Origin of the sequence: Paraburkholderia panacisoli, assembly GCF_008369935.1 — a bacterium.
Classification (GTDB): Bacteria; Pseudomonadota; Gammaproteobacteria; order Burkholderiales; family Burkholderiaceae; genus Paraburkholderia; species Paraburkholderia panacisoli.
In genome coordinates, this window is the sequence record NZ_VTUZ01000032.1 from 81,900 (window position 1) to 97,466 (window position 15,567).

Genomic DNA, 15,567 nt, shown 5'->3' on the forward strand with positions numbered 1-15,567 from the left:
CCCGGTCGCCAGGTGCCACGCGTCACGGCGCGTTGCACCGCCACGCACGCTAAACGCACGAAACCGAGGCAGGAAGCCGAGATGAGCAAAAACGTCGACACTATCTATTACCTCACACCGTTGCAACGCGGCATGCTGCACCATTCGCGCATGGATCCGGAATCGGGCGTATATGTGGAGCAGTTCTCGTGTGTACTCAAAGGATCGTTAGATATCGAGCGCTTCAGGCATGCGTGGGAGACCGTCGCGCATCGTCATGATGTCCTCAAGACGCTGTTCATTCGCCTGCATGAAGAAAGGCCCATGCAGGTGGTGAGAAAGAATGTCGTCTTGCCGTTCGAGACGCTGGACTGGAGTGGCTTCGACGTCGCCGATCAACAGCGACGCTTCGATATCCTGTTAGCCGACGATCGGGCAAGGGGATTCGACTGGAGCGTGGCGCCGCTGATGCGGCTAACCCTTGCGGTGCTGGGACATTACACATTCCGTTTTCTCTGGACTTACCATCACGCGATTCTCGATGGTTGGTCGATGCCGATCCTGCTCAACGAGGTGTTCCAGTTCTACGCGCGGCCGGACAACTTGCTGCCGGCTCCTTCGACGGACTTCCGGCACTACGTGGCGTGGCACCGTGTGCAGGACACCGCACAGGCTCGCAAATACTGGCAGGAAACGTTGAAAGGGTTTCGCACGCCGTTGAGCTTCTGCGCGTCGATGGCGCCAGCTCTGGGGCAGTTGAGCGACGGGCGGCGACGCCTCGCGACGGTGTCCCGCGCAATGTCGTCAGAGTGGACCACAGCAGCGACAAAGCTGTGCCGGGACAACAAGCTAACGATGAATACCCTATGCCAGGGAGCGTGGTCCGCGCTGCTCGGACGCTATAGTGATAGCGACGATGTCGTCTATGGCATGGTGATGTCGGGGCGTTCTCCAGAGATCGATGCCGTCAATGCAATCGCCGGGTTGTTCATCAACACATTACCGGCGCGCGTACGGCTTGATGGAGAGCTCGACACGATGGAATGGCTGCACCGCATTCAGTCGACTACGCAACAGGCCGAGCGCTACGCCTATAGCTCGCTCACGGACGTGCTGCAATGTAGCGCGCTGCCACGTCAACGCGCGCTGTTCGAATCGTTGTACGTCTTCGAGAACTATCCCGGTCAGGAAGCCTTCGGCGCGGTGGCGACCGACTGCGGACTGGCGATCGAGGAATTGCATGCCGTCGAGGAAACAAACTATCCGCTCGCGCTGATCGTCCTGCCGCAGGAGCGGCTGACATTCCAGCTGACCTATGATACGGCACGCTTCGACGGCTCAGCCATCTCGCGCATGGCTGATCAGTACCGCGCGCTCCTTGAAAGAATGCTGCTTGCTGAAGGATGTCGCGTGGGCGATCTGCATCTGCAAGCCGCGTGCGTGTCGAGCTCTCATAAGAGCGCAGAGCCTCCCGCTGGAGCGGACTCGCTGCTTGCGATGATCGCCCGCCACGCCGACGGCACGCCCGACCGGCTGGCGTTCTCGGCGTCAGCCATCCAGTGCACGGGCAGTTCCACATTGACGCTGTCGGCCAGTCTCAATTACTCGATGCTGCGTTCCCGGATCGTGCAGGCCATATGGCAATGGCACAGATTGGGATACCTGCCCGGTGATCGGGTGCTCGTGTTGTGCAAAGAGCCGGTGGCGGGCCTCGTGATACTGTTGTCGGGTCTTGCATATGGTGTCGACTGCGTACTGCCTGACCCGGAACTGAGCGTCGATACGCTGACGAGTTCGGCAAAAAAGGCGTGCGGCCCGGAACAGGTGCGTGGCTGCGTCAGCACCGCGAGTTCCGTGTCGATCCCAGGTATGCAATGCGACGTGTTCGTTGAGCGTGATCCGGTAGATGGCGATGGCGGCGAACGTGCCGGTGACTTGTCGATGCCCACCACGGCCGACTCCGCACGAGGAGCGTGCTCGTTGCTGGGCAGAAGTGAGTTGGGCGCATGGAAGCTGCTTCGCTACCACCAATCGCAGCTGATCCGCGCGGCCGAATCGTTTTCTCGAACGTATCCCGCGAATTCAGCGCTCGACATGGCGCTATGCTGCTCGCCTCTCGCCCACTCGACGATATGGACAGCGCTGGCCGGCTTGTGCGCAGGCCTCTCCCTGCATCATGTAGGGTGTCCTGAGGAAGAGATGTTCCTGCCCATGTTGGCGTCACCGGACATGCATTGGCATAGCATCGTGTTGCTTTCGACGCATACGCGACGCATTGGTCGGGCTGCGGCAACGCTCGCAAGCGGGACGATCGACACCGACTACTGGATCACGGACGCCTGTGGACTCACCCAGCGCGATGCTCGACGTCTTGAGGCAATAGCGCCAGGGGCCCGAGTGATGCGCGAATTGCGCTGGCCAGCGCAATCCCTTGCCCATTCGACGGTGACGATGAACGAACCGGCAGACGCGAACGGTCCCGCGCCGACCGATGTCGGTGTGTCAGCTATCGGCACCGTCATTGGCGTGCTTGACAGGCATCTGCATCCTGCCGGGGTGGATGCGCGAGGCCATCTGGCCATTGCGGGTTGGACGGTTCCCGATATGCTGCTGAGCAACGGAAAGCCGGATCTCGATGCATGGATATCAACACGAGAGGGGGTTCAATTGCGCACCGGACTGCGCGCATGGATGACCGAGGCCGCGTGTCAAACCGAACTCCCGAACGCCGAGGCCACGCTCGACACCTTGACTGAAGCCTGGGTGGAGCGGGAAAGTGAACTCGCCACCCGCGCTGCTGTATCCGAAGTGGCCATCGTCGAGCGTGTGTCAGATGCTGGCGATTGGGAGTGCGCAGTTTACTACAGCGGGCGCGACGGCGCACCGACCGGGGAATACGCTGAGCGGATACGCGAGGCAAGCGAGTTGTGCGGGATTCACGCCTCGGCGTGCGTGGAGCTCAGCAAGTTGCCGCGCAATGAGTGCGGTGTGGATCGCCTGTCCCTGTTGCACGGCGATGTGGCACCGCTGCGCAAGGGGGCTGATCTGGCGCCGCGCGATGCCGTCGAATCCGCAATACACGAAATCTGGTCCGTGCTGCTGAATTGCGATCGAATCGGCATTCACGACAGCTACTTCGATCTCGGCGGCGATTCGTTGCAGGCCACGGTGATGTTGTACCAGATCGAGGAGAAGTTGAGGTGCAAGGTCGACATGGAAACGCTGCTTGAACGCCCCACGATCGCCGGTCTTGCCGAGGCGATTTCGAGCGGAAGTGACGGCGAAGGTCGAGCGCAGCTCGACTTGTCCGCAGATGCGATCCTGGAAGATGACATCGTTCCCGCGAACGAATATCGTCCTCGCGCTTACCAACAGGTTCTGCTCACAGGCGCAACAGGTTTCCTCGGCGTTCATCTCCTCGCAGAATTGCTGAAAAGTACGCAAGCACGCGTACATTGCCTGGTACGTGCGACTGACGAAGCGTCAGGATTCCGGAGGCTCGTCGACGCGCTCAAGGAACATGGTCTGTGGGATGAAAATCAGGCGGCGCGCATCGTTGCGGTGCCGGGCGACCTCGGCCTGGCGCGCCTCGGCATGTCAGAGCGGGCCTTTTCGGCTCTGGCGCGCGATATCGACGCAATCTATCACAACGGCGCGCTTGTCAATTTTGTCTACCCATACAGTAGTCTCAAACAGGTCAACGTTGTGGCCACACGGGACGTCCTGCGCCTCGCGAGCTTGCACAGGACCAAGCCGGTGCACTACGTGTCGACTGTCGGCACGCTGGACCGATTCGCCGAATCGATTCCCGAGACCCTTGCGGTTGGTTTGCACGACAGGCTGATGAGCGGCTATGAACAAAGCAAGTGGGTTGCTGAGCAGACCCTGTCGATTGCCGCCCAACGAGGCCTGCCTGTCACGATTTATCGTCCGTCACGCATTGTCGGTCACTCCGGTACGGGAAGGATGAACGTTGACGATCTCTTTTGCCGCCTCATCAAAGGCATCGTGCTGTTCGGCAAAGCGCCGCGTGACACAGGCTTCGACAACATGCTTCCCGTCGATCTCGTCAGCCGCATCATCGTCAAGGCATCGCTACAGCCGACTGCGTCCGGCAAGGCCGTGCATGTGATTAACCCGCAATGGAATTCCATGGACGCGCTGGTCGATTTCATCGAATCCGAGGGGTATGCCATTCAACGCATGGACTACGAAGGCTGGCTAGACGCGCTCACCGTTCACGTTCGGCACGACCAGACCCATCCTTTGGCGATGCTGATTCCGGTGCTCAAGAAATTGAACCCTGTCGTCGACCCGTCAGTCGGTCGCCAGCTTCCGATCGCGATCGATCATCTCAATCTGCTCGCAGGCGATGTCATCAGCGAAGGGGTAAGGCCGGTCAACGAATGGTTGCGCGTGTATTTCGATTACTTCTACAACACGGGCTATCTTGCGCGTCCGGCCAGCGGCCTGCGAGCGCCAGCATCAAGCGGTAACACGCTGCCTCACGACGTGGCCGAGAATTAGTGATCTAGTTTGAAGCGAGGGCGCTCCCGTTGTTTGGACACGGCGCAGCGGACAAGCAACGCACAGCTGGAACAAATATTGGTTGATTTCAATGAACGCCCATTTGCCCACGGCACTCCTACGCGCTGATACCCCTATCGCTGTTGAAGCGAGCGTAAGGTTTCGAGACATTCCATATAACTACACATCTTTCTCTGATCGTGAGATCGTTGTTCGTCTTTTGAATGAGGCGGCATGGGACACGCTTTTAGGCCTGCGCGCCGACCCGAAGTTCCGACAATCGCTGCGACTTCTCCACTTGTTCCTCGGCGATATCTGGGTCGTGCGCCGCAATCCGTACCTCCAGGACGATCTGCTCGACAATCCGAAGCGCCGCGCGCTGCTGATTGAGGTACTCAACGACTGTCTTGTGGAGATCGAGAAGCACCGCCGCGCCGATCTCGTCGAGTATGCTGACGAAGCCGGCTTGGACCGGGCGGCGCGGGTCGGGACGCTGATCGCCGCGGCACGCCGCGCGGTTGCGGATTTTGCCAGCGAGTTCGACAAGACCGCAGACCTGCGCCGTCGCGCGACGAAGGTGCTGGGGCGCCGGACACAAAAGGACAACATCAAATTCGACGGGTTGTCCCGCGTGTCACACGTGACCGATGCGACCGACTGGCGCGTCGAATACCCGTTTGTCGTGCTCACGCCGGACACCGAGGCCGAAATCGCCGGCATGATCAAGGCGTGTTTCGAACTGGGTCTGACCGTGATTCCGCGCGGCGGCGGCACCGGCTATACGGGCGGCGCGGTGCCGCTCACGCCGTTCTCGGCCGTCATCAATACCGAAAAGCTCGAGCAGCTCGGCGCGGTCGAGATGACCGAACTGCCGGGCGTCGACCGCAAGGTCGCGACGATTTTCTCCGGCGCGGGCGTCGTCACGCGCCGCGTGACCGAAGCGGCCGAGCAGGCCGGCTTCGTGTTCGCAGTCGACCCGACCTCGGAGGATGCTTCTTGCGTCGGCGGCAACGTCGCGATGAACGCGGGCGGCAAGAAGGCGGTGTTGTGGGGCACGGCGCTCGACAACCTCGCGTGGTGGCGCATGGTCGACCCGGAAGGCAACTGGCTCGAAGTCACGCGCCTCGACCACAACATGGGCAAGATTCACGACATTGAAGTCGCGCGTTTCGAGCTCAAGTGGTTCGACGGCAACTACGCGCCGGGCGAAAAACTGTTGCGCACCGAATCGCTCGACATCAAGGGCCGCGTGTTCCGCAAGGAAGGTCTCGGCAAGGACGTCACCGACAAATTCCTCGCCGGCCTGCCGGGCGTGCAGAAGGAAGGCTGCGACGGGCTGATCACGTCCGCGCGCTGGGTGCTGCACAAGATGCCCGCGCACACGCGCACCGTCTGCCTCGAATTTTTCGGCCAGGCGCGCGAGGCGATTCCGAGCATCGTCGAAATCAAGGACTACCTGTTCGAGACGTCGCGTCAGGGCGGGGCGATTCTCGCGGGCCTCGAACATCTGGACGAGCGCTATCTGCGCGCGGTCGGCTATGCGACCAAGAGCAAGCGCAATGCGTTCCCGAAGATGGTGCTGATCGGTGACATCGTCGGCGATGACGCGGACGCGGTCGCGCAGGCCACCTCGGAAGTCGTGCGGATGGCCAACGGCAAGAGCGGCGAAGGCTTCGTCGCGGTCAACGCCGAGGCGCGCAAGCGGTTCTGGCTCGACCGCAGCCGCACCGCGGCGATCGCCAGGCACACCAACGCGTTCAAGATCAACGAAGACGTGGTGATTCCGCTCGACCGCATGGGCGAGTACACGGACGGCATCGAGCGCATCAACATCGAGCTGTCGATCAAGAACAAGCTGCAACTGGTCGACGCGCTCGAAGCGTTCTTCAAGGGCGGCAAGCTGCCGCTCGGCAAGAGCGACGACGCCAACGAAATCCCCAGCGCCGAGCTGCTCGAAGATCGTGTGCAACAGGCACTCGATCTGCTCGCGCGCGTGCGCACGCGCTGGGAATTCCTGCGTGACAAGCTCGACCTGTCGGTGCGCGAGGCGCAGCACTATCTGGTCGGCCTCGGCTACGAAGCGCTGGCGGAGAAGTTCGCCGACCGCGCCGACCAGCAACCCGACGCGACCGTGTTCCACATCACGCAGGACCGCACGATCCGCGTGTCGTGGAAGCAGGAAATCCGCGCTGAACTGCGGCAGATTTTCAACGGCGGCGAGTTCAAGCCGATCCTCGAAGAGGCCCAGGCGATCCACAAGCAGGTGCTGCGCGGCCGCGTGTTCGTCGCGCTGCACATGCACGCGGGCGACGGCAACGTGCACACCAACCTGCCGGTCAACTCGGACAACTACGAGATGCTGCAGGACGCGCACACTGCGGTCGCACGCATCATGAAGCTGGCGCGTTCGCTCGACGGCGTGATTTCCGGCGAGCACGGCATCGGCATCACCAAGCTCGAATTCCTGACCGACGAAGAGATCGGCGAATTCCGCGCGTACAAGCAGCGCGTCGATCCGCATGGCCACTTCAACGCGGGCAAGCTGCTCGAAGGCGCGGACCTGCGCAACGCGTACACGCCGAGCTTCGGCCTGATGGGTTACGAATCGCTGATCATGCAGCAGTCTGACATCGGCGCGATTTCCGAGTCGATCAAGGACTGTTTGCGCTGCGGCAAGTGCAAGCCGGTCTGCGCGACCCACGTGCCGCGCGCCAACCTGCTGTACAGCCCGCGTAACAAGATTCTCGCCACCTCGCTGCTGGTCGAGGCGTTCCTGTACGAAGAGCAGACGCGCCGCGGCGTGTCGATCAAGCATTGGGACGAGTTCAACGACGTCGCCGATCACTGCACCGTCTGTCACAAGTGCGTGACGCCGTGCCCGGTGAAGATCGACTTCGGCGACGTCACCATGAACATGCGCAACCTGCTGCGCAAGTTGGGCAAGAAGAAGTTCAACCCGGGCAACGCGGCGGGCATGTTCTTCCTGAACGCCACCAATCCGCAGACCATCAAGCTCGCGCGCACCGCGATGATGGGCGTCGGCTACAAGGTACAGCGCCTCGGCAACGAAGTGCTGAAGAAGTTCACGAAGAAGCAGACCGCGCATCCGCCGGCCACGGTCGGCAAGCCGGCGGTCACGCAGCAGGTGATCCATTTCATGAACAAGAAGATGCCGGGCAACCTGCCGAAGAAAACCGCGCGCGCGTTGCTCGATATCGAAGACAACAAGATCGTGCCGATCATCCGCAACCCGAAGACGACCACCGCCGATACGGAAGCGGTGTTCTACTTCCCGGGCTGCGGCTCCGAGCGGCTTTTCTCACAGGTCGGTCTGGCGACTCAGGCGATGCTGTGGGAAGTGGGTGTGCAAACCGTGCTGCCGCCGGGCTACCTGTGCTGCGGCTATCCGCAGCGCGGCTCGGGCCAGTATGACAAGGCCGAGCAGATCGTCACGGATAACCGCGTGCTGTTTCACCGCGTCGCCAATACGCTGAACTATCTCGACATCAAGACGGTGGTGGTGTCGTGCGGTACCTGCTATGACCAGCTCGCCGGCTACGAATTCGAGAAGATCTTCCCCGGCTGCCGGATCATCGACATCCACGAATTCCTGCTGGAGAAGGGCATGAAGCTGGAAGGCGCGAGCGGGACGCGCTACATCTATCACGACCCGTGCCACTCGCCGATCAAGACGATGGATCCGGTGAAGCTCGTCAATGAGCTGATGGGCGCGGAGCACGACGGCTACAAGATCGAGAAGAACGATCGTTGCTGTGGCGAATCCGGCACGCTCGCGGTGACGCGTCCGGATATCTCGACTCAGGTGCGCTTTCGGAAGGAAGAGGAACTGAAGACAGGCATTGAACGTTTTCGTGCAGCGAAATTTGATGGCAACGTGAAGGTCCTCACCACTTGCCCTGCGTGTCTTCAAGGTCTTTCACGCTACACGGAAGACACAGACGCTGCTTCCGAGTATATCGTTGTGGAGATGGCAAGGAAAATTCTGGGGGAGGACTGGCTTGTAAACTACATCAATCAGGCTACTCGAGGTGGTATTGAGCGTGTCCATGTGTAGGTCGGTCAGTCGGGTCTTGTCATGCTGGAACGTTGCCATCCACCATGGAGAGGTCAGTGAGAATATGCGACATCACTTCTACCGCCGATGTGTGTATGAAGAAGTGTCCCCCTTCGACGAGCCGTAGCTTGAATGGCCCGTCACTGTAGGTCTCCCATGCCAGGAGCGACCCGATTTCGACATTTTTATCGTGAGTCCCTCCGAAGACAGAAAGCCTGCTAGGTAATGCAAAAGGTGTGCTTGTGCAGTAGCGCTCAGCAATTCGCAAATCTGCTCGAATGGTTTTCAAGAACGGCCGTAACCATTCTGGTCTAGCGAGAAGCTCCGTGGACGTACCTCCCAATTCCGCAAGACGCTGGACGAGTTCATGGTCGGTCAGCATGTGGACTGGATCTTTGCGTGGCTCGATATGTGGCGCCCTATGCGCCGAACAGAACATGTGTATCGGAGCCGGTTTTCCTTTCTGCACAACGTTGCGCACGAATTCGACACTTACGATGCTGCCAAGGCTATGGCCAAACGTTGCGTATGGCTTTCCCATAAGGGTGTCCGTGGCGTCAGTCAAGGCGTCGACAATTTCTCCGAGTCCGCCGGGAGGCGGCTCCGAGAATCTCGTTTGACGTCCGGGCGGTTCGACTGAGACGACTTCGATATGCGGTGGCATGTCCAAGGCCCAGCGACGATAAAGTCCAGATCCACCACCCGCATAGGGAAAGCAGAACAATCGGATTCGAGCTTCGGGGCGCGGCTCGTGCAGGATCAACCACGGTGTTTTCTTGACGAGCATGATTCTGCGAGCAACCCTTTGATGGAGAAGGTCAGGAAAGTGAATCGCTGGCCGTGTGGCCGAGCGCTCGTAACCAATAGCATAAGCGCGGACATCAAGACCGTCCCCCGTCTTTTAGTACAGGGAGGGTCTGCTGGCACTGGTGCAAATAGTCGATATGGACGAGATATTTTGTTGTATAAAGGATACCTGATCAGGCAGACAGGACGGCCATCCAGACAGCGGGCGCAGCGGTATCTTTGAGGCCCATCTACCCCAAAGTTTGGACCGGAACCTGCCAAACCTGCATCGCGAGCACCGGCTGTTCTAGCGTCTCCAGTCGCGTCCGCACGGCGCGGTCACCATGGGATTGATCTGATAAGGATAACTACGATTCTGCAACAGAGTTAAGCTGCTGCAGCCAACTTGACAACGCCGTGCTGATCGACGGCCCGCCATAGCCAGTGCTTCCTGCCGTTGATCGTCACGACAGGTGCCACTTGTCGCCGCGCCCCGGCGCTGTCGACCGAATGCGCCAGGCGATCGCCTGACCGAATTTCGTCGCTCAGCACCGCACCGTTTCGTACGTCAGATCGATCGCTCGTGCCGCCAGCATCTCCTCGACCATACGCAGACGCAGCGGAAAGCGGTAATAGAGCCACACCGCATAGCTGATGATGTCCGGCGGGAATCGGTAGCCTTTGAATGGAATCGGCGCATCAGCCGACGGCATAATGGAAACGGCAACTTTCTTCATGCCCCATTGTATTCGTCGACTTCTGCAACAACCTGACAGTGCCGAAGGCAGCACTGAACCGCTTCACGATCCAGTTCGAAGTGCGGCTGGTGCCGGGTTAAACCTCAACCCGCTTACACAAAATTCCGGACACACCCTCTTCGCGGCCAGTGACGCGGCAGCGCATGCGCAGTCATGGTGCAGCGCTTACTTCTGTCGAGTCTCGTCGTGGAACTCGACGTCCTCGATCACGTCGCCGATATCCATGCACTGGCCCGCGCGCTCGCGCACCTGTTGCTCGTGCATCTGCTGTGCGCGCATTGCTTGCTCGCGAAGCTGTTTGCGCAGATCGCGCGTTTTCCACCAGACGAAACCGCCGATCACAATGCCTGCCGCAAGCACCACAGCCAACATCACAAGCGAAACGGCGAACCCCACGACGAGCAGCGCAGCGCCTATCACCACGGCTAGTACCTTCGCCAATAAGCTCGGTGGACCAGGACGCATAGTTGCGCCACTCTGCCTGAGCCTCTTCTGTTGCTTGTCGAATTGCATCGCATCTCCAATCGCGGTTTCCCGGGGCGGTTTCAAGGGTGAAGCGCAACAGCGAGATTAATGTTTAGAGGTTTAAGGTTGATTTGCTGATACGAGGGTCGACCCTTTCGAACAAAGCCGTCCTGTTATCGCTCAGTATGCGCCGAAGATCCGGTCGAGCGCCGCGAGAATGGCCTCACGTCGATCTGAAAGGGAACCGATGCACTTGTCGAGAGGGTTCAACGGGATTGCGCTCATGCCAGGCGTATCAAGGAAACATTCTTCGCCGTTGACTTCGAAAACGGGAAGCAGGTCGGATGGTTTGCCGGAGAAGGCGAGCTGCCGGACAGGTCGCAGAGGAATCACAATGCGCGTCGGCAGAATGCCGACATGGGTGCTTTGCACGTCGAGCAGGTAAGGTGCAAGTTTGCGCGTCTCACTGTCGGGGTTCGTGTAGAGGTCAAACCGGGGCATTAAAACGTCCTGTATTTCGCGAGCGGAAGCCCGTCGCGATCGACCATCGCCGTGTAGGCGGCGATCAGCTCGGCGTTATCATCGGCCCAACGGCGCGCCTCCGCCTCCTGGATTTCTTCGCGCACGCCGCGCTCGCTCGCCCGCGAAAGATTAATACCAAGCTGCTTGGCCCGCTCCAGCAACTCAGGCGGCAAGGTGACGTTGGTGGATTTACGCGGTCGAACTTCGAGCGCTTTGCCCATGTGCGGCTCCATGTTGCATACCATGTGCATTATGGTGCACATGCTCGACGGAGCACAAGTCCGTTGGTTGCGTGGCTGGTCACGAATCCGATTGAGGAAACTGCCGCGACGTGGAATGGTGCTCGCGAGGAAGGGGGCGAGATGATGTGCGGGTCGAGGCGTTACTTGATCGGCCAAAGCCGACATTGGGCTGTCCTCGGTCGCACGTCAGCAATGGGGGGGATTGCCGACGGAGACGGCATCAAGCAGCTGGACGGCAGCTTCCTGCATCCGCGAACTCACACTTTCGACCCGTTACTGCCGGTCGAGCCGCCGGAGGTTCAAGGGCGCGTATCAGAGCGGAACGGTCATTCCGTACCGTCGATCGAGGACAAGTCATCGGCCACTCCGGTCATTCGAGCCTTCAGGGGTTCGGCAATTTTGAATGACCGGTATAAAAAGATTGAACGTGCGCTAACGTTGGTTTGCGTGGTCTCGCGCTCTGGGAGGTAGGTGTGATCTGTTAGTTTTTCACATAGACAAACCCAGCTATATGCGGCCGGGCCTTGACGTGCGGAGCACGCCTGCTTGCGGGGCAGAGAAGTGATAGGTTCGCTGGCGCCAGCTACTTGCCCACTTCCCGCCCGACTAGCACTTTCCGCCGTTGGCGATATCGTTCATTCGTAGGACGGTCGTGGTGACCCATGTGTTCACGTTGGTATAGTCAACAACGGTGCATCCACCGATAATCCCGCCACGCACGAGCGCCATGGCACTTCTGTCCAAGTCTTCGATCTTGGTCAGATCTTTGATCACTAGTATGTTCATTGCAGTCTCCGAATCGAAAGTTGAAGCCACAAAACTTACGTTAAGAGCGATCGCGCACTCCGATATGCACGAGATGTGCCATTTCCTGGAGCAACGCCATCGCCTTAGCTGCACGGCTATAACTGGACTGCCTTTGTGCCATTCCCACGTCCCTTTTTGAAGATCGGGTTGGCGAACATCGGGGGGGATTGTCAGTTGGTAGCCGACGTATTGCAGGTACGTGTCGGTTACCGAGAAACACAATATTCCTTGTGATTTTGCTCAAGGATTTCAGAAACGGCGGCAGCGAGCTCCGTGAACTGTCGTTGCGAAAGGATTCGGCCGATTATCCGCCCAGGGTCGGTTGTGACGATCGCGTGTGTGAAGCAGTGGCCTGTTTCCAAACGAAACATCTGCCACGGATTCGGTCCCGCAGTGCTGAAGAACTCGTCGGTTCGCCCATCGTCCGGCAGCAACGCAAGGAGAATGGCCTCCGTGCGACAGGAGCCGACTTTCACCCCTTACTGCTTACCGGTCTCCCGGTGCACCTATTCTCGACGCGAACTCGTTCAATTGTGGGTATAGGTCTTGCTGATCGGCGTGTTGCCGTGTGAAAAGAAATATTTCACCTTTTGCGCAAAAGACTGCTTCGGCGTCTTCTTGCATTCCTCAATCAGCGCGGCAACGGTTTCGTCCTGACCGACCATGACGACATCTTCGGCTCGCAGCTTGCCTTTGTTGTTGTAGCCGTCCATCCAGTACACCATCTGTGGCTTGTACACATCATCCATCACGATGAAGTCCTGGCATGTCATTTTGGCTGGTTTCATTTCCTTACTCGAATCGGCAAGGCAGGATGCCGACAGGGCGACTCCGATAAGACAGACTGCTGCTTTGATCGTATTCACGGCTCTCTCCGCTACTAAACAGTACAAATCGGTTCGTATTGAGCGACGGCGGTATCGCGAACGGCGTCGTCGGGGTTACGCTCCGTACGAGATGGCTCGGCCTTTGATTTCCTCCGGGCGCCTCGCGCCAGAACGCACGTTCGACCACGATTACCTGAGCAATAGAATAGACGACTGGTGGGGATGCCGATATAGGACCAAAGTTCAATACAATCAGACGAAGTAAGCCCGCGCGGCCTTTTCCCAACGCGGCGCGCACCGCGCCGAGGGACTATTTATATTGCGTCGATTCTGATGAGAAATTCGCCGTATTGCGCTTTCAATCCGCTCGAATCGGCCTAAAAGCCTCTCGCGGGCATCGGTTAAGGGTAAGAAGACCCGGAATACCCGACGCCTGAATGTCCGAGTGACGGTGCTGGCGAATGGCGGTACATGGCCGGAAGTACGCATTCACCCAGCCTGCCGGAAAGCCGCCGTTGATGACTCCAACGTCCGCTCTGGAGGGCGTTCGCCGAACTGGTGCTCTCGGCCAAGGGCGATCATTCACGCGCGCCGTTGCACGGACACTCAAACGTCTGAAGTACATCAGTGAGCAGCCAGCCCGTTCGCGACGACGAACGCCTACCGGCAGTCGAGTGCGGCAGTTGATCCGGCCCGTCTCTGCAAGAGGCTGCCATCACCATATTGGACCTAAGTCCTATTGCGCAACGCGCGAGTCTGCCAAATATTGTTGGCACGACGACGAACCAGGAGCCCGGTCGGATTAGATTGATCGATATTGCTGCATCGCCAGACGAAGAGGCTTCGCCTGGCTTTGGTTCAATTTTCACGGCCGCTAGCGGCGCCACAATCCTCGCCTCATTTTCCAATCGTTTACGTCGAGGCGATTGAGCCGCCTGCAATAACCGGCCCCTCGACCGGCTCCATCCGTTTGCTTCGCGTTACTCGTTTCCCGACGAAAATAGCGACCAGGTTCCACCATGTGATGCCCTCAACGTAGCCAACGCATTGATTGCACGCGCCACGCCGGCTAATTGCCAGAGGTAGTGAATTCGACCGTAACCCTTGATGGAGGTGATGATGCGCAGACGTTCTGTTCTGAAGACAGGTGCCGCAACGCTAACGATCGTGGGACTGTCGCTGACCAGATTCCCAGCGACAATGACTGAGGCCGTTGCCGCAGAGTCCGGTGCAGCGAAGCGTCACGAAATCGACGCAAAGGTCAACGCGACACTGTCACGGCTGTTCGAGACAGTCAAAGGCTCAAAAGAACTTGTCGCCAAGGCGGATGGCGTACTCGTATTCCCGGCTGTGATCAAGGCTGGCTTCGTCGCCGGGGGAGAGTACGGTCAAGGCGCTTTGCGGGTAGGTGGGAAAACGGTCGGCTACTACAGCACGGCGGCGGCCTCATTCGGCTTGCAGGCAGGTGCGCAATCCAAGGCTGTCATCTTCCTCTTCATGACCCATGATGCGCTTAACAGCTTCCGCAACTCGAAAGGCTGGTCAGTTGGTGGCGAAGGATCGGTTGCGCTGGTGACGGTTGGAGCGAATGGCCAGATCGATACGACAACGGCTACCGCACCGGTTCAAGCAATTGTGATGACCAACGCCGGACTAATGGGTGATGTGTCGCTGTCTGGCACCAAGGTTTCCCGACTGAAAATCTGAAGTCGCTCGCGCTAGCGTCGGCCCGTCCCCTGCCATCACGCCGGCAAGAGACCGCTGACCTGGGCACGAAGACCGGAGGCACGAACACGATTTCCCGCGCGTGCCTCATTGAACCGCATCTTGACGCCGGTGCAAGCCGTCCTCTGCGCCAGTGTATTCGGAGGATGTGCAGGAACGTCGTCAACCGTCGGCGTGCCGGGATATCAGAACCGCGCGGTGACTCGCACCGCGGGTGGCGTGCAGGTTTCGACAGCCGTGCTATCGCCAGAGGAAAGCGCGACGATTTACGGCGTTCCGCCCGCCGACAGAAAAAACCAGCCGGTGAACCTTGACGCCACCACGAAGGGTCCGTTTTACCGCTGGAAGCGGTCGTTGAGGTCACCCTGCGTCTTGTGGCTGCTCAGGGTCGGGTGCCGTCCTCTGGTAGGGTGAAAAGCTGTCATTCGAAGTAACAGCTCGTCCAACGACCGCAGAGCAACCTACACCGACCCTTGGCCGGCGATCGGCCCAATGACCGCAACACGCCCTGAGCCAGTCCGTCAAGTGGTTTCTGAGCGAAGCCGACACTTGAATGTCAAACCGACGATCGAGTCGAACGACGGCTCATGGCCGGAAGTACGGATTCTCACGAACCGCCTGAAAGCTGCCCTTGAGAATTCCAACATCCTCACGGCGGCACCTTCATCGAACTGGTGCTATCGGCCAGGAGCCGTCACTCACCGTCTGTTCGCTGGCCCCGCAGCCGGAACACCCGGTGCGCCAGTGCCCGCCTCGCTTTGTGGACGGTGGGCGCCGCAAAGCGCAAGCGGCTCTTCACTCGTGCGGCCAGAAAAGAGACCGCCCTGTACATCCGGTCGGCTATCATGCCTATC

At 59.4% G+C, this 15,567-nt stretch carries 9 protein-coding genes and 1 pseudogene; 3 read left to right on the top strand and 7 right to left on the bottom strand.

Annotated elements, in window-relative coordinates; genetic code table 11:
* Window positions 1-81 precede the first annotated feature (81 nt).
* Together FVF58_RS34835 and FVF58_RS34840 are read left to right on the top strand one after the other, a co-directional pair.
* The gene (locus FVF58_RS34835) at window positions 82-4,506 is read left to right on the top strand and encodes a thioester reductase domain-containing protein (RefSeq protein WP_149674264.1); all 4,425 of its coding nucleotides are present in this window, start codon (window positions 82-84) and stop codon (window positions 4,504-4,506) included.
* Between the two features lie 103 nt (window positions 4,507-4,609).
* Window positions 4,610-8,581, top strand: a complete 3,972-nt coding sequence (locus tag FVF58_RS34840) for a DUF3683 domain-containing protein (RefSeq protein WP_425468997.1) — start codon at window positions 4,610-4,612, stop codon at window positions 8,579-8,581.
* Between the two features lie 19 nt (window positions 8,582-8,600).
* On the opposite strand, the gene FVF58_RS34845 is transcribed toward FVF58_RS34840, so the two are convergent.
* The 7 genes and pseudogenes from FVF58_RS34845 to FVF58_RS34875 all read right to left on the bottom strand — a co-directional run bounded on the left by FVF58_RS34845 (window position 8,601) and on the right by FVF58_RS34875 (window position 13,027).
* Window positions 8,601-9,368: a thioesterase II family protein gene (locus FVF58_RS34845; protein ID WP_149674266.1), complete on the bottom strand. Its 768-nt coding sequence runs from the start codon at window positions 9,366-9,368 to the stop codon at window positions 8,601-8,603.
* 407 nt (window positions 9,369-9,775) lie between these two features.
* Window positions 9,776-10,080: pseudogene (locus FVF58_RS34850) on the bottom strand (IS6 family transposase); the annotation flags it as partial.
* A 210-nt stretch (window positions 10,081-10,290) separates the two neighbouring features.
* Window positions 10,291-10,638 carry a M48 family metallopeptidase gene (locus FVF58_RS34855; RefSeq protein WP_149674267.1) on the bottom strand — a complete coding sequence of 116 codons (348 nt, stop codon included), beginning with the start codon at window positions 10,636-10,638 and terminating at the stop codon, window positions 10,291-10,293.
* A gap of 132 nt (window positions 10,639-10,770) precedes the next feature.
* Window positions 10,771-11,091, bottom strand: coding sequence for a CcdB family protein (locus FVF58_RS34860; RefSeq protein ID WP_149674268.1), 321 nt, complete (start codon window positions 11,089-11,091; stop codon window positions 10,771-10,773).
* Entirely contained in the window at window positions 11,091-11,333 is a 243-nt protein-coding gene (locus tag FVF58_RS34865; protein ID WP_246217296.1) for a type II toxin-antitoxin system CcdA family antitoxin, read from the bottom strand. The genes FVF58_RS34860 and FVF58_RS34865 overlap by 1 nt, the downstream gene beginning before the upstream one ends.
* A 627-nt stretch (window positions 11,334-11,960) precedes the next feature.
* Window positions 11,961-12,140, bottom strand: a complete 180-nt coding sequence (locus tag FVF58_RS34870) for a hypothetical protein (protein WP_149674269.1) — start codon at window positions 12,138-12,140, stop codon at window positions 11,961-11,963.
* Between the two features lie 548 nt (window positions 12,141-12,688).
* Window positions 12,689-13,027 carry an HdeA/HdeB family chaperone gene (locus tag FVF58_RS34875; RefSeq protein ID WP_188131009.1) on the bottom strand — a complete coding sequence of 113 codons (339 nt, stop codon included), beginning with the start codon at window positions 13,025-13,027 and terminating at the stop codon, window positions 12,689-12,691.
* 1,077 nt (window positions 13,028-14,104) lie between these two features.
* Here FVF58_RS34875 and FVF58_RS34880 point away from each other — a divergent pair.
* A complete protein-coding gene (locus tag FVF58_RS34880) occupies window positions 14,105-14,695 on the top strand; it encodes a BPSL1445 family SYLF domain-containing lipoprotein (RefSeq protein ID WP_188131012.1) in 591 nt (196 codons plus the stop codon).
* The last annotated feature ends 872 nt before the right edge of the window (window positions 14,696-15,567 follow it).